Source organism: Bartonella machadoae (assembly GCF_022559585.1).
Taxonomy (GTDB): Bacteria; Pseudomonadota; Alphaproteobacteria; order Rhizobiales; family Rhizobiaceae; genus Bartonella; species Bartonella machadoae.
On sequence record NZ_CP087114.1, the window covers coordinates 2,400,046 to 2,420,627 of the forward strand.

A 20,582-nucleotide genomic window follows, 5' to 3' on the forward strand; every position below is an offset into this window, starting at 1 on the left:
ACACAAAAGAAGCGATAAAAATTACTTTTGCATAAATCCCAGCAGATACAGTATTTACTCAGCAACTTGTGTTGCAGCATCGGAATCAATAGCTGTTTCTTTTGCAAGTTCAGCAACTTTTTCAGCTTTCTTCCGGTAATCTCTTTTTTCAGCGATACGCGCAGCTTTACCTCTCAAACCACGAAGATAATAAAGTTTTGCACGACGCACTCTACCCCGACGCACAAGTTCAACAGCCTCAATCAAAGGAGAATAAATTGGAAAGACGCGTTCAACACCTTCACCATAAGAAATCTTGCGCACAGTAAAGGTCTCATTCAACCCACCACCTGAACGTGCGATACAAACGCCTTCATAAGCCTGAACACGAGTACGTGTTCCTTCAGTCACGCGCACCATAACACGAACTGTATCCCCTGGTTGAAAAGCAGGCAATTGGCGTTTTGCTTCAATTTTTGCACATTGTTCAGCTTCAAGCTGCGCGATAATATTCATTTCTTTTATCCTTCATAGTTTTTATCGAACAGTCAGAGCGCTCAACTCTTGCCGCAAAAACCTTTTCATAAAAGGAAAAGAAGTTCTTTAGGCTATGCTTTATGCAGGAGCGAATACACCATCTCTTCATTATCTTGGAACGATAGAACACCTTCACAGAAAAACGCTCTCAAGAGAGAGCCATGCAATACACCACCTTACAACATGAATCAAGTTTTCTTATGATTTTTATGATAACGCGCATAAAGATCAGGACGACGTTGACGCGTTACCAGTTCGGCTTGGCTTTGACGCCAATCCGCAATCGCTTTGTGATGACCCGATGTCAACACTGGTGGAATGCTTCGTCCTTCAAAAAGGGCAGGACGTGTATAGTGAGGATGTTCCAACAAACCGTTTTCAAAACTTTCACACTTTCCAGAAAGCGCATTCCCCATAACGCCAGGAAGAAGACGAATAATGGCATCCAGAAGAACGAATGCTGCCGTTTCCCCTCCTGAAAGGATATAGTCACCAATGGAGACTTCTTCCAATCCCCGTGCTTCTATCACCCGCTCATCAACACCTTCAAAGCGCCCACAAACCAATGTTACTCTCGATTCACGTGCCAAAGAGCGTGCATAAGTTTGGTTAAAAGTCCGCCCCCGCGGACTCATCAACAATCTTGGCGAATCATTTGGGCAACTATCAAGTGCAGCCGCTAACACATCCGCCCGCATCACCATACCAGCCCCACCACCAGCTGGTGTATCATCAACGCTATGGTGTTTATCGAACGCAAAATCCCTAATTTGCACTGTCTCCAATGACCATATCCCCTGCTTTAAAGCCTGCCCTGCTAATGAATAACCTAAAAAACCAGGAAACATTTCAGGATAAAGTGTTAAAATGCGCGCTTGAAACTTCATTTTCACTCTTTCATTTCACCTTCAACCCAATGAGTACTCAATCAGCACCAACCCGTGTATCGCCAACACTATGGTATTTATCCAAAACAAAATCCCTCATTTGCACTGTCTTGCCCTGTCTCCAACGACGATCCCCCCCATTTTAAAGTTTTTTTCCGTTAAAATACGCTAAAAATCCAAAAACATCTCAACAGAGAGCGCTAACATATATGTTTATCAGCTATTTTTGTGTTCTTTACTTTCCACTTTTGTTTTATTTCCTTCACTTTTCTTTTTACCTCACATCATCATTCTTTCTCAGAGCTTAAACCAGCGGCAACGGGATCAACAACAAGAAAACCAGAATCAATACAAATTTTTGGCACAGCTGCCTTGCTAAACGGAATAAGCACAGTTTTACGCGTATTCAATCGTATTTCAAGCAAATCACCAGCGCCAAAATTAAAAAAACCATGCACCTCACCCAACACTTGCCCAACACAATCTTGAACACAAAGTCCAATGAGATCAAACTGATAAAATTCATCCTCATCCAAATCATTGACCAATTGCTCTCGAGTAACATACAGGCGAATTCCTTTTAAGTTTTCAGCAGCACTGCGATCTTCAATCCCTTTAAAACGCACAATTGCATTCTTTTTTTGCACGCGAAGCCTTATAATTTCATAAGTCCGCCCCATATCATCGTAAAGAGTAGCATAAGTCTTTAAACTCTGTGGCTCACCATTTAAAACTTTGACCAGAATGTCTCCTTTTATGCCATGAGGCAAACCAATAATGGCAAGATAGACTTTCTTTTTAGGCTTTTTTTTATTATGTTCCATATGAAATACCATCTCTTCAAAATGATTCCTTAAATTTTGTCACTTTGCTATTAAACCTTGTTGCCATATCGAAATCTTCACAAAAAGACCTTTCTTGGTAACAAAAACAAATGAATAAAAGGAGAAGTCTTATGGCAAATATTATGCTGTTTTACAAAGATATTACCCCAATTAATAAAGTTACTCATAAAAACCTCAAATTTTCTCCCCCAAGTGACATGTCCTTTGCTAAAGATACGCATTGGGTTCCTTTAGCAAGCAGTGAATATTTTCAAGCTGCCCTAGACTACCCTATTTTGTTTATGTGCGCAGAAGACGAGAATAAGAAAAAACATTATACATCGGCTGCTCTTGTGGGTCTTTCTAACGACGAAAATGATTACATCACCTCCGATAAAAATTGGGAACGAAACACTTATGTTCCCGCTTTTGTCCGTCGCTATCCTTTTGTTCTTGCCCAACTGCAAAATGAAAAAGAACTTTCCGTTTGTTTTGATCAGCAATCAGGTATGTTCAATGAAGTTGCGGGAACAGAGCTCTTTAATTCCGATGGATCTATTTCCCCTTTTATGGAAGAGCGTATTCATTTTCTTGAAAGCTTTAAAATTGCTATGGAAAAAACCACTGAGTTCATCAATGCTCTTGTAGAAATGGATCTTCTCAGTCAAAAATCTATCAATGTCAAAAATGACCAAGGTCTTTCAGCACAATTGGAACATTTTTGGGTTGTTGATGAAGAAAAACTGAATAAACTCTCTGCAAGTCAACTTGCCAAACTTCATAAAAATGGCTTTTTAGGATTAATTTTCGCGCATTTGATGTCAACACATAATCTTTTAAAAATACTCTCTTTAAAAGGTGAAAAACGCATCATGAATCACGAAGAAGCACAACAAAAAAACAGCGGTAACTCTGGAAGCGAAAAGCAGAAAAAGAAAGAAACCCTCAATTAAGAAATGCCGATAACGAAAGACAGTAGAAAAGACAAAAATATTTTTCTTATTCCAGCCAACCACGCCGTTTTAACGGCAAGGAAAAATTGGTTAGAGGATCTTGTCCAAACACGGCGTATGGCAACAAAAACAGCACAAGCTTATGAACGTGATACACGGCAATTTTTGTTTTTTCTCTGTCAACATTTAGGGTACGAACCAACCTTTGAGGATCTTGCCAATTTGCGCGTTATCGACTTGCGTGCTTATTTGGCTTATCGTCGTACACATGACGTAAGCGCCCGCTCTTTAAGCCGTGGGATGGCGGGTTTACGCTCTTTTTTCAGATATTTATCGCGAGAAGGCATCGTCAATGTCCCTGCTGCTAAGCTTATCCGAACCCCAAAACAACCAAAATCGCTTCCAAAACCCTTGGCTATAAAATCCGCACTTCATCTTGTTAAACAAGAAAATCAACAGGAAAATGAACCATGGATTACTGCCCGCAATGCTGCTGTTTTGATGCTTCTTTATGGCTGTGGCATGCGGATATCAGAAGCTCTAGCACTCACACCGGAGCAATTTTCTGATCCTGAAAAAACAAGCTTATTTGTCACGGGAAAAGGTCAAAAAACACGCCTTGTTCCGCTCATAAAAATTGTCCACGAAGCGGTAAACAGTTATCTCAAATGCTGCCCGTATCCTCTAGCAAGTAACCAACCAATGTTTCGCGGTGCGCGTGGTGGTCCTTTGCAGCCCGCCATTATTCAACGTGCTGTTCGCAATTTACGCGCAAGTCTTGGTTTACCAGAGACTGCCACCCCCCATACCTTGCGTCATTCTTTTGCCACCCATCTTTTATCACGCGGAGGGGATTTACGTACCATTCAAGAACTTCTTGGCCATAGCAGCCTCTCCACCACCCAAGTCTATACTCAAGTTGATACAGACCGTTTATTGGAAATTTATCAAAAAGCGCATCCCCGTTCTTGAAAAATTTAAAAGGAAAGAGCAATTAAACAGACTCAACTTCAAGTGCCAAAGCATGAACACAAGTTGCGAGTTCTTTTTGTAAAACTTGGTAAATTGCTCGATGTATCTCCACACGCGTCATACCAACAAAAGAAGAAGAGAGAATTTTTACCCGAAAGTGCGTTTCTCCTTTCCCATCAAAAGCATGCTCTTCATGGGGATGCCCTTCATGAAGGTGACTCTCATTAATGACTTCAAGTTTCTGTGGATGAAAAGCCTCTTGGAGTTTCATCGTAATGATTGATTGAATCGGAGTAGACATGTTTGTTCCTTAACGAAATGAATTTCTGGAATAAGCTTTTTTAATCAACAAAGAGAGTGTGGGAACAAATTTTTCAAAAGTCAATTCTTGTCAAACCGATCAATTTTGCATAAATCTAGAGACATGGTAACAACATCTAAATTATTCGACTCAATTCGAATCAGTTCCAATAGAAAGGAACGGCCTGAATCGCAAACACAACAATGTCAATGGGAAGGTTGTGAGCAAGCAGGCACGCATAAGGCACCAGCAGGTCGCAATCACGAAGGTCAATATCTCCATTTTTGTATTGATCACGTGCGTGCTTATAATAAAAATTTTAATTACTTCTCTGGTCTTAGCGATAAAGATATTGCAAAGTTCCAAAAGGATGCCCTTACAGGGCATCGTCCGACATGGCCTACCGATTTTAGCAATGGCACCTCAAAGAAAACCGCTGCGAATTATGCACAAATCCGTTCTGGAACAGCTGCTTACCAAAACCGTATGCGTGATCCCTTCACGCTCTTTACCCAACGTCATTCAAGCAGACATTCCTCAAGAAAATTAAAGCCCTTAGAAGCGAAAGCTTTTGAGACATTGGGATTAGCAGCAAATGCTTCATCTGAAGAGATCAAAACAAAATATAAAGAGCTTGTAAAGAAACACCATCCTGATTCCAATGGCGGTAATCGTTCTTCAGAAGAACGTTTTCGTGATGTTTTGCACGCTTATAATTTGCTCAAAAAATCTGGTTTGTGCTAGAATAATGCATCCTCCTGCGATATGCTTTTACAAAGCGCAGCTTTAGCAATGTTACGAAGCATATTTATAGACAATATATTGATTTATAAGGATAATTTATAATTTTTCCTGTTAAATGAGAGACTTGAATATCCTCAGATTTTCTCATTTCAACCCTGCTGATGTTGAAGCAATCAAAACCATTCCTTTGCACATCACAAATAAGACTATCATGTGGATAAAAACGAGCAAAAAGGAGTAAAAGACCTTTAATGAAGCAATGGAACGTCTAAACGCAAGAGCGATTGCAACATTGGAGCCTGAAAAACAGTATGGTGATGCCGGCTTAATGCAAGAGATGAGGAAACATCTGATTAAAGGCTGCTTTGAGATCTAAAACTCTCATGATAGGGCATTGCATAAGTACTCTAACTCTTGTATCGTTTTCTAACGAATAAAAAGAGCATCCTTTCCCTTCCGGAAAAACAATGACAGAAAAAAAACTTACAGTTGAAAATATGCCCGATATCACAGTTTGTGCTCGTGATTTGTTTCATGTTGATACGGATATGAAAGTCCCTGCTTTTAGCACAAAAAGCGCTCACGTTCCCGATATAGATCCCGATTATCTTTTTGATCAACAAACAACTTTAGCAATTTTAGCAGGCTTTGCCTTTAATCGCCGTGTCATGATTTCCGGTTATCACGGCACTGGTAAATCGACACATATTGAACAAGTTGCCGCCCGTCTTAACTGGCCTTGTATACGCATTAATCTCGACAGTCATGTGAGCCGTATTGATCTTGTAGGAAAAGATGCCATTGTTTTAAAAGATGGCTTACAAATCACTGAATTTAAAGAAGGCATTTTGCCATGGGCTTATCAAAACAATATTGCTCTTGTTTTTGATGAATATGATGCGGGACGTCCTGATGTTATGTTTGTTATCCAACGCGTTCTTGAAGCTTCTGGACGACTAAGCTTGCTTGACCAAAGCCGTGTTATAACGCCTCATTTGGCTTTTCGTCTTTTTGCCACAGCAAACACCATTGGCCTTGGTGATACAACAGGACTTTATCACGGCACACAACAAATCAACCAAGCCCAAATGGACCGCTGGTCCCTTGTGACAATCCTCAATTATTTACCTCATGATAAAGAGGTTGATATTGTTTGTTCCAAGGTTAAAGCTTTTCAAACAGCAGAGGGGAAAAAAACCATTTCACAAATGGTCCATGTTGCTGATATGGTGCGTCAGTCTTTTATCAATGGAGATCTTTCAACCGTCATGAGCCCACGCACTGTCATCACTTGGGCAGAAAATACGGAAATTTTTCAAAATGTTGGCTTTGCCTTTCGACTCACTTTTCTCAATAAATGTGATGAACTAGAACGTGCTACTGTTGCAGAATTCTATCAACGTGCCTTTGGGGAGGAACTTCCTGAATCACACATTCATGGTGTTTCGCCTTAAGGAATAGGTCAATCATGACGACCGGTACTGGTGATAACAGCAAAAATTTAACCAATAATTCTCCCAACACAACTTTTAATGCTATAGCTTTTAAAAAAGCACTTTCCACCTGTATCCGTGCTCTTTCTGGTACAGCAAAGCTTGAAGTTTCCTTTAGCCATAACAGACCATCTTTGCATGAACATTATGCACGTTTACCGGAATTGCCACAACACGCAACAAACAAAGATATCACGATTACGCGTGGATTAGGCGATTCCATGGCTCTGCGCACAGCATGGCATGATAACCGCATTCACACACAATTTGTTCCACAAGAATCAGAAGCCCGTGCCATCTTTGAAGCTCTTGAACAAACACGTGTTGAAGCTATCGGCACCTTAGCCATGGAGGGAATTGCGCAAAATATCGATGCTATGCTTGCCGATAAATATCAAAGGGCCGATTACCAAAAGATTAACACGCAAAGTGAAGCTCCCATCCAAGAAGCCATTGCACTTTTATTGCGTGAAAAAATAACCAAACGCCCTCCCCCAAAAGAATCTGGACCGGTCTTAGAGTTATGGCGTCAAGAAATCGAACAAAAAGCTGCAAAAGAACTAAACGAACTCACACACCATATTTACAACCAACCTGCTTTTGCACGCGTTGTTCGTCAAATGCTTGTGACATTAAAAATGGCAGTCCAACTAGAAGAAACTTCTGACAGTGAAAATAATAAAAAATTAGAAAACCAGTGTGAACCCCAAAATCAAGCAGAGGAAGAGAGCACCAACGAAAAAAAAACCCAAAGTGAAGAACAAACAACAGCAGAACAAGAAAGTGATGCGCAAAACAAGGGAAAAACACAAGCGACACAAGCCAATGACAGCGATAAAGCCGAAGAAGAGCAAGAGAGAAGTTCTTGGCAAAAAAAATCGAGCCAAGCCAAACACCTTTTCACTGATTCAGAACAAATGGAAAAACTTGGCAATTATAAAGTTTTCACCCGACAGTTTGATGAAATTCTGGAAGCGATAGATTGTTGTCCTGAAAGCGAATTAGATCAGTTACGCCACTCTCTTGATAAACAAATCAATCATCTGCAAAACATTGTTGGGCGTTTAGCCAATCGCCTACAGCGCCGTCTTATGGCACAACAAAATCGCAATTGGAATTTTGATCTTGAGGAAGGATACCTCGATACAGCGCGGCTTCCCCGTCTGATCATTGACCCCATGCAACCTCTTTCTTTCAAAATGGAAAGCAATACCCCCTTTCGTGATACCGTTGTTTCACTGCTCATTGATAATTCAGGCTCAATGCGCGGACGACCAATGACTGTTGCAGCCAGTTGTGCAGATATTTTAGCACAAACCCTTGAACGTTGCGGTGTTAAAGTTGAAATTTTAGGCTTTACCACAAAAGCTTGGAAAGGTGGGAAATCACGCGAACAGTGGCTTAGCCAAAACAAACCGGCTAATCCAGGACGCCTCAATGATTTGTGTCATATTATCTATAAAAGTGCGGATACCCCATGGCGTCGAGCACGACGTAATTTAGGTTTAATGATGCAAGAGGGCATACTGAAAGAAAATATCGATGGTGAAGCATTAATCTGGGCGCATCAACGCCTTTTATCACGGCGTGAACAACGACGCATTCTCATGGTTATTTCTGATGGAGCCCCTGTCGATGATTCAACACTATCGGTTAATACCGGTAATTATCTGGAAAAACATTTACGCGCTGTCATTCAAGAAATCCAAACCCATTCTCCTATAGAACTCATTGCCATTGGCATTGGTCATGATGTCACACGCTATTATCAACGTGCTGTCACAATTATGAATGCTGAAGAACTCGCCAGCGCTATAACAAAGCAATTAGAAGAGCTCTTTAGCAATAAAACATTCTATCGCCATAAAAGATTAAAAACTTTTTAAATCAGTCCCATGATAGCATAGTGTGACATTGAAAGAGATGCTCTACAAACCAGCACGACGATTATACGCATCATTATATTTGTCCGCTTTATATTTATCCGCTCTCAATAGTGTCAAAGGCTCTTATATTTAAGCGCTTCTCATGAAGTCTTTTCAGTTTTTAAACGATTTTACCACCACATCCCTACCTGTAGCGTAAAAATAAACACTCTTTATTGGTTTGTGATGAGAACATTTGCAATGAAAAAATCTTATTGTATTTGAAGCTCTCATTCAAAATGCAAAATGATAAATTATCACTACAAATCAATATCTTATCATATAAAACGACAAAGCCCTCCCTCTTCTCTTTTCAAAAATGAGAAGAGGATAAATCAATACTACTCATTACCAACAAAAGGTGATTTATCCTTTGAATAATTGTTATAAAGAGGGATTTTTACAGCTTTAAGGATTGCTCCATAAGGAATCAACATGAACAGACTCATAATAATTTTTATTGAGAAATCGCCAAAAGCAAGCGAGAGCCAAATAGGAATCTCCATCCCCCCCCAAAAAGTCGCCCCCAAGATTGAACTATCAGCATAGCCTGTCACCTGATCGATAAAGGAAAAACAGCTAGCGAAAGCAAGAGAAAAAAACAGAACCGTATCCAAAGCAGAACCAACCAACGCCGCAGCTAAAGGCGCTTTCCACCATGTTTTACGTCGTAAAGGCGTAAAAACCATAATATCAAGCAGTTGCCCAAATAAGAATGCTAAACTAGAAGCAATTGCAAGCCGTGGTGTAGCCAAGATCCAAGAAACAAAAACACCAGAAACAAAACCAGCATAAACCACACGCCGCGCTGCGGCTGGACCACAAAAGCGATTGGTCAAATCATTGATCAGAAAAGCAATCGGATAGGTGAAAGCACCATAGGTTAGGAGTTCGTTTAAATCAAACCAATAGACAGGATACTGTACCAAAACATTAGAAGCAGTTACAGTAAAGCACATCGCAAGGATAGAGAAAGCAATATACTTTCCCTTTTGCTGCGCGAATAAAAGATTCTGTACTGAAGACATTTTTTTTACTTGGGTTATGGAACCAATAAAAGACAGCAATCAAAGAGTAAAAAGCCAAAACAAAAGCTTCAAAACGAAAAACAACTATGCTGCTTGTTCAGCCTTATTTTCAGCTTTTTTCTTAATGATTTGGCGTTTTAACAAACGGGCACGTTGCGACAATTCTTTATCATCAGCTTTGACCAAAAAGCCATCAAGACCACCGCGGTGCTCAACAGAACGCAAGGCACTTGCTGAAACACGCAAGCGATAACTTTGCTGTAACACTTCTGAAATCAATGTCACATTGCAAAGATTTGGTAAAAAACGACGACGTGTTTTATTGTTCGCATGGCTAACATTGTTACCATAAAGAACTGTTTTTCCTGTCAATTCGCAGGCACGAGACATAAACTTCACCTTTAAACTCTAAGAAACTGTAAAATCTCAATACCCGAAAAAAGAACAACGCAAAAAGTTCCCTCAAACGGGCATTATTGAGAAAGTATGTTTCTAATAGGGTGTCAACAACAAAAGGTCAAGTCTTTTATAGAGTCTTTTGCATCCCTCGTAAGCGAATTTTTGCATGATTTTCCAGAAAAGACGTACAAAATGTTTTTTTTAACGCCCAATAGTGCTAAAAGGATGCTTATCATTCTAAAAGGGGAAGTGTTAATCATGAACAAAACAGTTTCTTCCATGACAGAACTTAAAGGAAAACATATTCGCTTTTCTTCACTTCTCTTTGGCATTTTATTGACGTGTTTTTTCTTTCTCTTTAGTGCACTAGGTGTATGGCAAATACAACGCTTAAACTGGAAAACAAATCTTATCATCAGTGCCAATCAACGTGTTCACTTGCCTCCCATCAAAGCACCACCGCAAAATCAATGGGGGCACGTTACTTTTGAGAAAGATGAGTATCGCCCTGTCGTCATTACAGGAAAGTTTCTGACAGACAAAAATATTTTTGTTACTGCTGTTGCTCAAAATACTACGGGTTACTGGGTTTTAACCCCCTTACAAACAGCCGATAACACCCTAACCTTCGTGAATCGCGGTTTTATCCCCATGGATGCACGTCAAAACTTTCAAAGAGCAGAGCAAGCAGACATGGAGCAATCCAGCCAGCAAGATTCTACACAAAATCCAGAGCAAACCACCATCATAGGTTTATTACGCATGAGCGAAAAAAATGGATTTTTCCCACGTAAAAATAATCCTGATAACGATTTGTGGTATACACGTGATCTTCCCGCTATGGCACAAAAACTTGGTTTATCCACCGTTGCCCCCTATTTTATTGACGCTGGGAAAAAAACAGCTCCACAAAAAAAGCTTCCCATTGCTGGCTTAACGGTTGTGCATTTTCGCAATAATCACCTTGTCTATGCTATCACGTGGTTTATCTTAGCTGCTGGTGTTCTCGGTGGTTCTCTTTTTCTATTGCAACAAAAACGTTAAAAAAAGACAAGAAACAAAGCATTCACCTCGTGAAAAGGGACTGCTAAACAATTTTATTTTGATAAGCAAATATTTCACAACAAAACACCCCCCTCAGCGTATTGTGTTGAGAATTTCACACATAACTTATATGTGCTTTTTCAAAAAACAGCATACAGAAACAGCCACTACACCCAAATAAGTGCAGCCCATCCCCATACTCTTTGTCAATGCTACTAAAAAAATTAGAAGGATTTATGCGAATAATAGCGTGCAATTGAACGAATATTGCCACGATAAATGCCAAGATCATTCAATTCGTGTGTTGAAAGACAACCCAACGCATTAACTGTCCGCCGATAACGACGCCAATTACTATAAGAACGTAGGATATTCATATTTTTACCCCCAAACCTTATTTGAATCAGTAATAGATTGTAAGATAAAGCAAATTACACAAAAGAGTTGTGTTATAACTTCATAACAGATATGCACTTATGACATGAAAAGCTTATCCCATTAGCAAAAAGCAATAATCCTGAGCATCAATGGCGAAAATGCCATATATCTTGTAAAACCATGGCTAAACCATGGGCATCAGCAACAGCAATCACTTCCTCATCACGCATGAAACCACCTAGTTGAATAACAGCTGTTGCACCAGCGCCAAAAGCTGCCAACAAACCATCTGCAAAAAGAAAAAAACAGCTCCACAAAAAAGCCTCTCATTGCTAGCATAACGGTTATGCATTTTCGCAATAATCATCTTGTCTATGCTATCACGTGGTTTATTTTAGCTGCTGGTGTTCTCAGTGGTTCTCTTTTTCTATTGCAACAAACTCGTGAAAAAGGGCTGTTAAACGATCTTACTTTGATAAGAAAATATTTCACAACAAAACACCCCTCGCCCTATTGTGCTGAGAGTTTCATACATGGCTTTATGTCCTTTATTTTCTTTTGCAAAAAAAGCATACAGGAACAACCAGCACACACGAACAGGTGCCGCTCATTCCCATACTCTTTTAAATATTATCACAAAAACAATTAGAAGGATTGATGCGAATAATAGCGCGCAATTGAATGAATATTACCGCGATAAATACCAAGATCATTCAATTCATGTGTTGAAAGACGGTCTAACGCATTAACTGTTCGCTGATACCGGCGCCAATTACTATAAGAACGTAGAATATTCATATTTTTACCCCCCCCAAACCTCATTTGAATCATTACCAAGTTATAAGATAAAGTAAATTACAAAAAAGAGTTGTGCGATAACTTCATAATAGATATGCACTTATGACATGAGAAGTTAACCTTGTTTATTAAACAAGATATTGATTTATAACGATAATTTACTGTTTTGCATGTTGAATGAGGTCCCAGAATATCCTAAGATTCTCTCATATCAAATCATTTCATTTTGAATCAATTAAAGTTTTTTACTTGCACGTCATAAGCGGGGTTATCGTGTGAGTAAAAAACCGTTTAGAAAGAAGTAAAAATGTCTCTTATGAATCGTCTAAATACCAAGAACTGTCGCAACATTAGAGGCCGATAAATAGTATGATGGAGCCGGCTTGTACCTTCATAAGCGTAAAGGTGGTGGTGCTCAATGGCTTTTACGCTATACCATTCACGGATGCCGCCGTTAAATGGGCTTGGGTGCTTTAAGAAATGTCTCTAAAAAAAGCGCGTAAATGTGCAAGACAATGGTGTTCTGTTTTACATGAGGGTCGCGACCCCATTAAAGAACGTGAAAAACAAAAGCATAAGGCAATGCGTAATCTGCATTATTTAGAAAATATCGCTCTCAATGCTTTTGAAAACTGTAAAACTAAACTCAAAATGACGGTAAGAATGGAGATTGGTTTTCACCTCTACGCCTTCATATTCTCCCTAAATTAGGTTGTATACCGGTTTTCAGAGATTCCCCAAACAGATTATACGCAATACACTTGCACCGATTTGACATACAAAAGCTGGAACAGCTCGTAGAGCTCTCATCCGTCTTAATCTTTGTCTGAAACACGCTGCTGCAATGGGTTTGGATGTTGATTTACAGGCAAAAGAAAAAGCAAAAGCTTTATTATTAGGAAGCAATAATCCTGAGTATCAATGGCGAAAATGCCGTACACCTGTAAAAACCATAGCTAAACCATGGGCATCAGCAGCAGCAATCACTTCCTCATCACGCATGGAACCACCTGGTTGAATAACAGCTGTTGCACCAGCGTCAACAGCTGCCAATAAGCCATCGGCAAAAGGAAAAAATGCATCCGATGCAACCACCGACCCTTTGGCAAGAGATTCTGTTAAGCCCGCTCTTTGCGCACTTTCTTCAGCTTTACGCGCAGCAATTTGAGCCGAATCAATACGGCTCATTTGGCCGGCACCAATACCAACAGTTGCACACTTTTTTGCATACACAATAGCATTTGATTTGACGTGCTTCACCACCCGAAAAGCGAATTGAAGATCACGCATTTCATCTTGGCTTGGGGCCCGCTTTGTCACCACTTGCAGATTAAGATCATCCACCACCATATTATCACGCGACTGCACTAACATTCCACCAGCAAGTGTTTTGGTAACAAGCCCTCCACATCGTGGATCAGGAACACCACCTGTTATCAACAAACGAAGATTCTTTTTCTTGGCAATAATTTCACGTGCTGCCATTGTTGCATCAGGAGCGATAATCACTTCCGTGAAAATCTTGACAATTTCTGCTGCACATTCTTCATCAAGAGTTTGATTTAACGCAACAATTCCACCAAATGCGGAGACATTATCACACATGAGTGCTTTCAAATAAGCTTCTTTCAAACTCTGTCCTTCTGCAACACCACAAGGGTTGGCATGCTTAATAAGCGCAACAGCAGCAGTCCTTTGAGGATCAAATTCTGCCACAAGTTCAAATGCCGCATCTGTATCATTCATATTGTTATAAGAGAGTGCTTTACCTTGTAAAAGTTTAGCTGTTGCAACACCAAAACGTTTCTCATTATTACGATAAAATGCCGCCTGTTGATGCGGATTTTCTCCATAACGCATGACACTTTCAAGATGACCAGAAAAACTTTGCCATGATGGCGTTTCGATTTTTAAATCCTGTGCGAACCAAGCCGCTATAGCGGCATCATAAGCCGCAGTGTGTGCATAGGCACGTAGTGCTAACTGACGGCGCATAGACAAACTGAGACACCCATCATGTTTTTTTAATTCCGCAAGAACAGCATCATAATCACTCACCGCCGTGATAACACCAGTATAGGCATGATTCTTTGCTGCCGCACGAATCATTGCCGGTCCACCAATATCAATATTTTCAATAATCATTTGTCTCTCAGCACCAGATTGAGCAGTCTCTTCAAAAGAATAAAGATTAACCACCAGAAGATCGATTTCACAAATACCATGCTTTTCCATAGCTTCCCTATGGCTAGGGTCCTGTCTTACACCTAACAGAGCACCATGAATCAAAGGATGAAGAGTTTTAACACGTCCATCCATTATTTCTGGAAATCCTGTAATTTCAGCGACATCTTTGACAGCTAACCCCGCAGCCATCAAAGCTTTGGCTGTCCCTCCTGTCGAAATCAATTCAATACCATAATTATGAAGCGCTTGCGCAAACGGGACCAAACCGGTCTTATCCGACACAGACAGAAGAACACGACGAACCCGATGAAGATCAGGTATGGGAAAACTTTTTGCAACAACACCCATAAGAAGAATCCTAAAAATAATGACCATTTAAGAAAAACGCACTCACATATCTATAGCATATGCCATTCTCAAAATACACTGAAAGGAGAAAATATCTTTTTTAACGCACAAAGAAAGATCTTATCTTTACCAGTGCAAAGAAGACAAGACATTGATTTATAATGATAATTAATCGTTTTGCCTGTTGAATGAGAGACCCGAATATCCTAAGATTCTCTCATTTCAAACCTGCTTATGTTGAATCAATCACAATTATCCCTTTGCACATCACAAGTGGGATTATTGTGTGGATAAAAAACTCTAAAGAAAGGAGCAAAAATGTCTTTAATGAATCGTCTCAATAACAAGGGCTGTCGCAACATTGCGGGCTAGCAAAGAGTATGATGGTTTATTGCAACGGTTTCAAATGATGGTGTGGCCTGATGATCTGATCATTATTTTCACGGATGGCACGTAAAACGCCAACACACTTTCTCTTGGAATGCAGGACGGAAATATAAAACGATCTGCTGTGTGCGTTGCGGACCTTTAGATTCAGCAAAATCAATCGAATCTTCAAGAAAAATATCAGCGTCAGGTGACATAAAATACCACTCTTGCCCACCTTGAACGGCTAAACGCACACCATTGCCATCATAGTTAACCTCAACTTGGGGATGAAGATGAAACCGAACAGCAACATTATGCTGTTCATTTTGCTCTGCCTTATGTCTTTTTACAAGCCCCTTAGGTGGCGCGAAAAAGCGGTCAAAACCTTCAATCATTGTTCCATTTGTTGCTAAAATAAGACCACGCTCATGGATAAGATTAAAAGGCCGCACATAGCCATCATGGCTCGCAATAAAGCCCGTTTTTTCTGAATCCTCTATACGGCGTACTTTAACATCCGTTGGCCCTTCAAGCAAAAGTGAAACGCCTTTCCTCTTTTTTTCACGAAAAATGCCCACTGAACAATCATTAACCGTTGCGGTTGAATGGGCTGCGGTAACACGTCCTAAATGTCGATATTCCTCACGTCCATAAGGGACACCTGTATTGATAATAAAGCGGCTTCCTTGTGAAGACATCTCAAACGACAAACATCCAGAACTCGCATGTTGTGCAACAGAACGTGGCGGAAATTTTCCTGTATCGGCAAGCACTGTCGTTTGATGCGCTTGTAAACGTTGAAACCCTGAATAACGTGCATAGCTAAAAGGATGCCCAGCTGTCTCATCAAGCTCTAAAACGGTTGATAAGTGCTTAGAGACAAGTGGTCCAACTCCATTAAAATGCGCCAACGTTTGATCTTCATGAATAAAAAACCGTAAAGCTGGCAACATACGTTCAACAGAATCAATGAGGATCTGTGGTGCTGTTTCATGACTCTTCACAAACAGATGACGGAGCGACAATAAATCTGATAACAAATTGAGCAAAATGGCAGGACTACGTGAAATATGACCACCATCAACCAAAATCTGGCGGGAAAGCTCCTCTATAAGAAAGTTTTGCACCTTTTTTTTGATTGCCGCAGAAACCGGCAAAGCAAGAGAGGCAAATGTCAAAGCGGCAGCGGCTTGTAAACGTTGATCATCGCTTTCCATGCTACAAATCACTGTGCGCAAATAACGAAACTGAAAGCCAAGTGCACGTAAAAAGCGTTTTTCAAACCGTTCACTTGCCCCTTGCAACAATATTTTCGAATGGCAAATCCACGAAATCAAACGTCGAGCCACAACCGGTCCACTCCAAGCAAGCCCTTTTACTGTTTTACCACCATGATCAAGCCAATCTTCTAACAGAGAACGCGCATGTGCTACAGCCAAATCACTCTCTGCTGCCGCCATATGTCGCAGCCAATGAAAATCATGCAAAGCGGCTTCCCATTCTGGTGCTGGTGGGACTAAGGCAAAAGGTGAAACAGCACCAGCATCAACAATATGACCAGCAAAAGCAAAACGACCATGATAAAATTCGTGCGCCATCACCGGATCAGCTAAATGCAAATCAATGGGATGCGCTAAAATTTTATGGGGACGAAATCCCGAGAACCGCCAACGAAACAGAGGACCAACGGATAAACGCCGTATCAATTGGTATATCCTATATCCAAAATCCGACGCCTTTACCTGATAACCTTTTACTGCGACCGCCACAATTTCAACTCCGTACGTACCAAATCACGTACAATTTCAGCCATTTTAGTAAATGAACCGTTAATTAAGCCACTTTTCGCAGGCGTGCCGCAAAAAAACCATCCATTCCTAATAACAGGTTTTTCTCAGCGTCAAAATTTTGCTGACAAAAATCAGCAGGAGTCGTTCGTAAAGTCCCTCTCACAGAGAGCAAATGCGCCATTGCGCCCATTTCTTCTGCACCAATAGGTTCCAAAACAATGTCATTACGTGTCGATAAAATTTTCTCAATAAGATCTTCACCCTCTTCCCTTGCTAAGGAACAATTAGAAAAAACAAGACACCCGCCTATCTTCACCAAAGCAATCGCCACAACAAGCAAATCATATTGCAACGCCGCTAATTTGACGATATCGTCCATTGATTTCGTCCATAAAATATCCGGATGACGGCGTATTGTCCCTGTAGAAGAACAAGGAGCATCAAGAAGGACAGCATCAAAAAGCTGTTGAGGATGAAAATCTCTCATATCCCCCAACCACGTATGAACTGTAAAATGCAAGCGCTCCATATTTGCTTTTAAACGTTTTAACCGATGAGCAGACAGATCAACTGCTGTCACCTTAGCCCCTTGCAAAGCCAATTGTGCTGTTTTTCCACCAGGGCTTGCACAAAGATCAGCAACATTTTTCCCCTGAATATCCCCAAGCAAATAAGCAGGCAACGCCGCAGCAAAATCCTGAACCCACCAAGCGCCCTCTGTATAACCTGGTAAATCAGTCACAGAACAATCCAAACGACTCAATCGAACGGAACCATTCGGCAAAACAACACCCTCAAGCCGTTTAGCCCACCCAACACTATCGGATTTAACAGTTAAATCGAGGGGCGGCGGCGTACTTTGAACAGCCAAAATTTGATCTGCTTTTTCTTTTCCGTATGTTGAAACCAAAAGCTGCGAAAACCACGCAGGAATCCCCTCCATGGTCGAAACCTGTTGGCGCAATAACACCGCCTCACGCGCAACATTGCGCAAAAGAGCATTCACCACGCCTGAAAAACGGCGCATACGCGGATCAATTTTGGCCACACGCACAGCCAAATCGAGAGCAGCATGATCAGGGATATCAAGGTAAAGGATTTGCGCCACACTGACATGCAAAAGATGCTGTAGTGCAAGCGCTTGCGCGGGCAAAGGACGCACCAAAAAGCGTGATAAAGCAGCGGTAATTTGCCCCCGATGACGCAATGCTGCTGTCAAAATAGCACGACACAACGAGCGATCGCGTTGTGAAAGCCCTAAATATTGCGGATGCCCATGTTCATTATCCGTTAAACCAGCAAGAGACGCCTTCTTATCAAGCACCGCTCCCAAAAGACGAACACACACCTGTCGAACAGCTAGTCCTGGAACATTTCTTTCGGACACATGCCCCGCTTTCTTGTCTTTCAAATCAATACCCTTACACCTTTATTCCCCCTCAAAACTCAATAATCAAGATTTCTTTGTCTTTTCATAACGAAGCCAAGAAGGACGCTTTGTAACACGTTGAAAGCCATTATTTTCACGATCACTTGATAGATGGGTTTGAGCACCAAGATTCACATTTCCATAATCTAATCCCGTGCTTTTTTCCTGCAAACCACCTTCTCCATTCCACTCCATGTCTTTGACGATTAATCCTTTCATTTCTTCCGCCTGCCGATAAAGAGCAGCAATACGATTTGCCGTCGCCGGATGGGTAGAAAAAAGGCTATCAGCGCCTTCCCCACTCAAGGGATTAATAATAAACATATGCGCTGTTGCTGGATTATGCTCTGCTTCTTCATTATAGATCCCCCGTCCACCATCGGCAATTTTACGCAACGCAGAAGCCAACCATAAGGGATTACCACATATTTCAGCCCCGCGACGATCAGCAGCATATTCACGTGTGCGACTAATCGCCATTTGCACCAGCATTGCTGCAAAAGGCGCCACGAGCAGAGTTATAAGACTGCCAAGCCCTCCACCATGAGAATGTTCTGAAGAATGACGCTGCCCACCCATAAAAAAAGCAAAATTACCAAGCATCGAAATCGCTCCAGCAATCGTTGCCGTCAACGTCATTGTTAATGTATCACGATGTTCAATATGTGCTAGCTCATGCGCCATAACGCCAGCAATTTCCTCTGGACTCAACATCTTCAACAATCCAGTACTCGCAGCAACAGCAGCATTTTGAGGATTGCGTCCTGTCGCAAAAGCATTTGGCTGTGCACTCTCAATAACGTAAATTTTTGGTTGAGGAAGAGAAGCTCTCCTAGCTAAATCGCTAACAATTTTATAATAAACCGGCGAGGAATTTTGATCAACTTCACGTGCATTGTACATTCGGAGAACAATTTTATCCGAATTCCAATAAGAAAAAAAATTGAGACCACTTGCCATCACGAGCGCAATGATCATACCCCCGCCGCCGCCAACAAGATAACCAACTCCCATAAAAAGAGCCGTCATAAAAGCCAAAAGCATGGCTGTACGCATTATGTTCATTACTCAAAAAACTCCATAATAAAATACAATCAATGTTATATGATGGGGTTTTCTTTCTGCTTCTTCAATGGAATAGGTGTAAAATGGATAACAAAGACCAGAAAATAAGCAAACAAAAAACAACGAATCAACAGCAGCCCCTCTCTCCCGCAGCACAGCGTGCCCTCCATGAAGCTGAAGAAAGGCGCAAGCATGAAACAGATAAAGAAAAGCCTTTAGAAAAGGGTGGACGCGGCGGAAAAGATCCCTCACGCTATGGAGACTGGGAAATCAAAGGTCGCGCCATTGACTTCTAGAAGAACCAATTTTGATTTTAAAAATCAAATGCCCCTTTAGAAAAAACCCGTTTTTGTTTATCAAAAACGGAGAATTATCGTTGTTCTTCAAAAAACGTGTAGAAGGAATGATGTTTTCAGAAACATTATACTTCTTCTGCTGTTGAAGCAGCAGCTTCTTCAGCAGCTTGCTTTGCCGCAGCAATACGTTCTTGTGCTTTTTTGCCAGGTTCACCTTTTTGTGGATTATTGCGGGTTGGGCGCTTTTTCAAGCCAGCAGCATCCAAAAACCGTAAAACACGGTCTGTTGGTTGTGCTCCATGACCAAGCCAATACTGAATACGTTCCTCATTCAGTTTTACACGTGGTGCCTCTTTAGGCAACATTGGATCCCATGCACCAACACGTTCAAGAAACCGCCCATCACGCGGACTACGAACATCCGCAACAACGATATGATAGTAAGGACGTTTTTTTGAACCTCCACGGGACAAACGAATTTTTAATGCCATATTTCATCTCCTATTATCAGTTTTGGCTTTCGTTTAAATTGATTTATTTTGTTTGTGCTCTTCAGCAATAATTTCATGCTGACGCACCACCTCTTTAATGACAAAATTCAAAAATTTCTCAGCAAAATCGGAATCGAGATGGCTCTCTATAGCCAATTGTCGCAACCGCGCAACTTGGTTTTTTTCACGCGCAGAATCCACCGCAGGCAAATCATACTGGGCTTTTAAGTGTCCAACAGCCTTTGTACAACGAAAACGCTCTGCCAAAATATGAACCAACGCTGCATCAAAATTATCAATGGACGCTCGTAAATGCGCCAATTCATCCAATATCTTTTCCTGCAT

Annotated in this window: 21 protein-coding genes and 3 pseudogenes; 9 read left to right on the top strand and 15 right to left on the bottom strand. The window is 41.0% G+C overall.

Annotation, left to right across the window (positions count from 1 at the left end; translation table 11 throughout):
* Nucleotides 1-54 precede the first annotated feature (54 nt).
* The 3 genes from rplS to rimM all read right to left on the bottom strand — a co-directional run bounded on the left by rplS (nucleotide 55) and on the right by rimM (nucleotide 2,227).
* Nucleotides 55-495, bottom strand: coding sequence for a 50S ribosomal protein L19 (gene rplS, locus LNM86_RS11370; RefSeq protein ID WP_241437763.1), 441 nt, complete (start codon nucleotides 493-495; stop codon nucleotides 55-57).
* Between the two features lie 209 nt (nucleotides 496-704).
* Nucleotides 705-1,403: a tRNA (guanosine(37)-N1)-methyltransferase TrmD gene (trmD, locus tag LNM86_RS11375; RefSeq protein WP_241439014.1), complete on the bottom strand. Its 699-nt coding sequence runs from the start codon at nucleotides 1,401-1,403 to the stop codon at nucleotides 705-707.
* 287 nt (nucleotides 1,404-1,690) lie between these two features.
* Nucleotides 1,691-2,227 carry a ribosome maturation factor RimM gene (gene rimM / locus LNM86_RS11380; protein ID WP_241439015.1) on the bottom strand — a complete coding sequence of 179 codons (537 nt, stop codon included), beginning with the start codon at nucleotides 2,225-2,227 and terminating at the stop codon, nucleotides 1,691-1,693.
* Nucleotides 2,228-2,358: 131 nt separating this feature from the next.
* Here rimM and LNM86_RS11385 point away from each other — a divergent pair, with 131 nt between their 5' ends.
* Nucleotides 2,359-3,180 (top strand): SapC family protein, encoded by an 822-nt coding sequence (locus LNM86_RS11385; RefSeq protein ID WP_241437764.1) that lies wholly within the window; start codon nucleotides 2,359-2,361, stop codon nucleotides 3,178-3,180.
* Between the two features lie 3 nt (nucleotides 3,181-3,183).
* Nucleotides 3,184-4,152 carry a tyrosine recombinase XerC gene (locus LNM86_RS11390; protein WP_241437765.1) on the top strand — a complete coding sequence of 323 codons (969 nt, stop codon included), beginning with the start codon at nucleotides 3,184-3,186 and terminating at the stop codon, nucleotides 4,150-4,152.
* A 22-nt stretch (nucleotides 4,153-4,174) separates the two neighbouring features.
* On the opposite strand, the gene LNM86_RS11395 is transcribed toward LNM86_RS11390, so the two are convergent.
* On the bottom strand, nucleotides 4,175-4,453 hold the full coding sequence (locus LNM86_RS11395) for a BolA family protein (protein ID WP_241437766.1): 279 nt from the start codon (nucleotides 4,451-4,453) through the stop codon (nucleotides 4,175-4,177).
* Nucleotides 4,454-4,576: 123 nt separating this feature from the next.
* Between LNM86_RS11395 and LNM86_RS11400 the strand changes: the two genes are divergently transcribed.
* From LNM86_RS11400 to cobT, 3 genes are all read left to right on the top strand, one after another.
* Complete coding sequence (locus tag LNM86_RS11400) at nucleotides 4,577-5,197, top strand: J domain-containing protein (RefSeq protein ID WP_241437767.1); 621 nt, start codon at nucleotides 4,577-4,579, stop codon at nucleotides 5,195-5,197.
* Nucleotides 5,198-5,664: 467 nt separating this feature from the next.
* Nucleotides 5,665-6,651, top strand: a complete 987-nt coding sequence (gene cobS / locus LNM86_RS11405) for a cobaltochelatase subunit CobS (protein WP_241437768.1) — start codon at nucleotides 5,665-5,667, stop codon at nucleotides 6,649-6,651.
* Nucleotides 6,652-6,665: 14 nt separating this feature from the next.
* Complete coding sequence (gene cobT / locus LNM86_RS11410; protein WP_241437769.1) at nucleotides 6,666-8,576, top strand: cobaltochelatase subunit CobT; 1,911 nt, start codon at nucleotides 6,666-6,668, stop codon at nucleotides 8,574-8,576.
* Between the two features lie 380 nt (nucleotides 8,577-8,956).
* Here the strand turns inward: cobT and LNM86_RS11415 are convergent, their stop codons facing one another.
* Nucleotides 8,957-9,643 (bottom strand): VUT family protein, encoded by a 687-nt coding sequence (locus tag LNM86_RS11415; protein ID WP_241437770.1) that lies wholly within the window; start codon nucleotides 9,641-9,643, stop codon nucleotides 8,957-8,959.
* Nucleotides 9,644-9,727: 84 nt separating this feature from the next.
* On the bottom strand, nucleotides 9,728-10,033 hold the full coding sequence (gene rpmB, locus LNM86_RS11420; RefSeq protein ID WP_241437771.1) for a 50S ribosomal protein L28: 306 nt from the start codon (nucleotides 10,031-10,033) through the stop codon (nucleotides 9,728-9,730).
* 267 nt (nucleotides 10,034-10,300) lie between these two features.
* Here rpmB and LNM86_RS11425 point away from each other — a divergent pair, with 267 nt between their 5' ends.
* A complete protein-coding gene (locus tag LNM86_RS11425) occupies nucleotides 10,301-11,086 on the top strand; it encodes an SURF1 family protein (protein WP_241437772.1) in 786 nt (261 codons plus the stop codon).
* A gap of 224 nt (nucleotides 11,087-11,310) precedes the next feature.
* Here the strand turns inward: LNM86_RS11425 and LNM86_RS11430 are convergent, their stop codons facing one another.
* Both LNM86_RS11430 and purH (LNM86_RS11435) read right to left on the bottom strand, forming a co-directional pair.
* A complete protein-coding gene (locus LNM86_RS11430) occupies nucleotides 11,311-11,463 on the bottom strand; it encodes a DUF1127 domain-containing protein (RefSeq protein ID WP_241437773.1) in 153 nt (50 codons plus the stop codon).
* Between the two features lie 147 nt (nucleotides 11,464-11,610).
* Nucleotides 11,611-11,769: pseudogene (gene purH, locus LNM86_RS11435) on the bottom strand (bifunctional phosphoribosylaminoimidazolecarboxamide formyltransferase/IMP cyclohydrolase); the annotation flags it as partial.
* Between purH (LNM86_RS11435) and LNM86_RS11440 the strand changes: the two are divergent.
* Nucleotides 11,764-11,903 (top strand): annotated as a pseudogene (locus tag LNM86_RS11440) (SURF1 family cytochrome oxidase biogenesis protein); the annotation flags it as partial. The pseudogenes purH (LNM86_RS11435) and LNM86_RS11440 overlap by 6 nt on opposite strands.
* A 206-nt stretch (nucleotides 11,904-12,109) precedes the next feature.
* On the opposite strand, the gene LNM86_RS11445 reads toward LNM86_RS11440, so the two are convergent.
* On the bottom strand, nucleotides 12,110-12,262 hold the full coding sequence (locus LNM86_RS11445) for a DUF1127 domain-containing protein (protein WP_241437774.1): 153 nt from the start codon (nucleotides 12,260-12,262) through the stop codon (nucleotides 12,110-12,112).
* Nucleotides 12,263-12,569: 307 nt separating this feature from the next.
* Between LNM86_RS11445 and LNM86_RS11450 the strand changes: the two are divergent.
* Nucleotides 12,570-13,223: pseudogene (locus LNM86_RS11450) on the top strand (integrase arm-type DNA-binding domain-containing protein); the annotation flags it as partial.
* Here LNM86_RS11450 and purH (LNM86_RS11455) read toward each other — a convergent pair.
* The 4 genes from purH (LNM86_RS11455) to htpX all read right to left on the bottom strand — a co-directional run bounded on the left by purH (LNM86_RS11455) (nucleotide 13,181) and on the right by htpX (nucleotide 19,450).
* The gene (gene purH / locus LNM86_RS11455) at nucleotides 13,181-14,797 is read right to left on the bottom strand and encodes a bifunctional phosphoribosylaminoimidazolecarboxamide formyltransferase/IMP cyclohydrolase (protein WP_241437775.1); all 1,617 of its coding nucleotides are present in this window, start codon (nucleotides 14,795-14,797) and stop codon (nucleotides 13,181-13,183) included. The pseudogene LNM86_RS11450 and the gene purH (LNM86_RS11455) overlap by 43 nt on opposite strands.
* 440 nt (nucleotides 14,798-15,237) lie before the next feature.
* A complete protein-coding gene (locus LNM86_RS11460) occupies nucleotides 15,238-16,935 on the bottom strand; it encodes a heparinase II/III family protein (RefSeq protein WP_241437776.1) in 1,698 nt (565 codons plus the stop codon).
* A gap of 64 nt (nucleotides 16,936-16,999) precedes the next feature.
* Complete coding sequence (locus tag LNM86_RS11465) at nucleotides 17,000-18,367, bottom strand: RsmB/NOP family class I SAM-dependent RNA methyltransferase (protein ID WP_241437777.1); 1,368 nt, start codon at nucleotides 18,365-18,367, stop codon at nucleotides 17,000-17,002.
* Nucleotides 18,368-18,409: 42 nt separating this feature from the next.
* On the bottom strand, nucleotides 18,410-19,450 hold the full coding sequence (htpX, locus tag LNM86_RS11470) for a zinc metalloprotease HtpX (protein WP_241437778.1): 1,041 nt from the start codon (nucleotides 19,448-19,450) through the stop codon (nucleotides 18,410-18,412).
* An 83-nt stretch (nucleotides 19,451-19,533) separates the two neighbouring features.
* Between htpX and LNM86_RS11475 the strand changes: the two genes are divergently transcribed.
* Entirely contained in the window at nucleotides 19,534-19,746 is a 213-nt protein-coding gene (locus LNM86_RS11475) for a DUF1674 domain-containing protein (protein WP_241437779.1), read from the top strand.
* A gap of 125 nt (nucleotides 19,747-19,871) precedes the next feature.
* Here the strand turns inward: LNM86_RS11475 and rpsP are convergent, their stop codons facing one another.
* Together rpsP and LNM86_RS11485 are read right to left on the bottom strand one after the other, a co-directional pair.
* Nucleotides 19,872-20,237 (bottom strand): 30S ribosomal protein S16, encoded by a 366-nt coding sequence (gene rpsP, locus LNM86_RS11480; RefSeq protein ID WP_241437780.1) that lies wholly within the window; start codon nucleotides 20,235-20,237, stop codon nucleotides 19,872-19,874.
* Between the two features lie 33 nt (nucleotides 20,238-20,270).
* The gene (locus tag LNM86_RS11485; protein ID WP_241437781.1) at nucleotides 20,271-20,582 is read right to left on the bottom strand and encodes a chorismate mutase; all 312 of its coding nucleotides are present in this window, start codon (nucleotides 20,580-20,582) and stop codon (nucleotides 20,271-20,273) included.

What these genes read in the sequence shown, in the direction of transcription:
- purH (WP_241437775.1), bottom strand. Translation starts at nt 14,797, where the DNA reads ATGGGTGTTGTTGCAAAAAGTTTTCCCATACCTGATCTTCATCGGGTT.
- LNM86_RS11475 (WP_241437779.1), top strand. Translation starts at nt 19,534, where the DNA reads ATGGATAACAAAGACCAGAAAATAAGCAAACAAAAAACAACGAATCAA.
- rpmB (WP_241437771.1), bottom strand. Translation starts at nt 10,033, where the DNA reads ATGTCTCGTGCCTGCGAATTGACAGGAAAAACAGTTCTTTATGGTAAC.
- rplS (WP_241437763.1), bottom strand. Translation starts at nt 495, where the DNA reads ATGAATATTATCGCGCAGCTTGAAGCTGAACAATGTGCAAAAATTGAA.
- rimM (WP_241439015.1), bottom strand. Translation starts at nt 2,227, where the DNA reads ATGGAACATAATAAAAAAAAGCCTAAAAAGAAAGTCTATCTTGCCATT.
- LNM86_RS11445 (WP_241437774.1), bottom strand. Translation starts at nt 12,262, where the DNA reads ATGAATATTCTACGTTCTTATAGTAATTGGCGCCGGTATCAGCGAACA.
- cobT (WP_241437769.1), top strand. Translation starts at nt 6,666, where the DNA reads ATGACGACCGGTACTGGTGATAACAGCAAAAATTTAACCAATAATTCT.
- LNM86_RS11395 (WP_241437766.1), bottom strand. Translation starts at nt 4,453, where the DNA reads ATGTCTACTCCGATTCAATCAATCATTACGATGAAACTCCAAGAGGCT.
- LNM86_RS11425 (WP_241437772.1), top strand. Translation starts at nt 10,301, where the DNA reads ATGAACAAAACAGTTTCTTCCATGACAGAACTTAAAGGAAAACATATT.
- LNM86_RS11390 (WP_241437765.1), top strand. Translation starts at nt 3,184, where the DNA reads ATGCCGATAACGAAAGACAGTAGAAAAGACAAAAATATTTTTCTTATT.
- LNM86_RS11430 (WP_241437773.1), bottom strand. Translation starts at nt 11,463, where the DNA reads ATGAATATCCTACGTTCTTATAGTAATTGGCGTCGTTATCGGCGGACA.
- rpsP (WP_241437780.1), bottom strand. Translation starts at nt 20,237, where the DNA reads ATGGCATTAAAAATTCGTTTGTCCCGTGGAGGTTCAAAAAAACGTCCT.
- LNM86_RS11385 (WP_241437764.1), top strand. Translation starts at nt 2,359, where the DNA reads ATGGCAAATATTATGCTGTTTTACAAAGATATTACCCCAATTAATAAA.
- trmD (WP_241439014.1), bottom strand. Translation starts at nt 1,403, where the DNA reads ATGAAGTTTCAAGCGCGCATTTTAACACTTTATCCTGAAATGTTTCCT.
- htpX (WP_241437778.1), bottom strand. Translation starts at nt 19,450, where the DNA reads ATGAACATAATGCGTACAGCCATGCTTTTGGCTTTTATGACGGCTCTT.
- LNM86_RS11485 (WP_241437781.1), bottom strand. Translation starts at nt 20,582, where the DNA reads ATGCAGGAAAAGATATTGGATGAATTGGCGCATTTACGAGCGTCCATT.
- LNM86_RS11400 (WP_241437767.1), top strand. Translation starts at nt 4,577, where the DNA reads ATGGTAACAACATCTAAATTATTCGACTCAATTCGAATCAGTTCCAAT.
- LNM86_RS11415 (WP_241437770.1), bottom strand. Translation starts at nt 9,643, where the DNA reads ATGTCTTCAGTACAGAATCTTTTATTCGCGCAGCAAAAGGGAAAGTAT.
- cobS (WP_241437768.1), top strand. Translation starts at nt 5,665, where the DNA reads ATGACAGAAAAAAAACTTACAGTTGAAAATATGCCCGATATCACAGTT.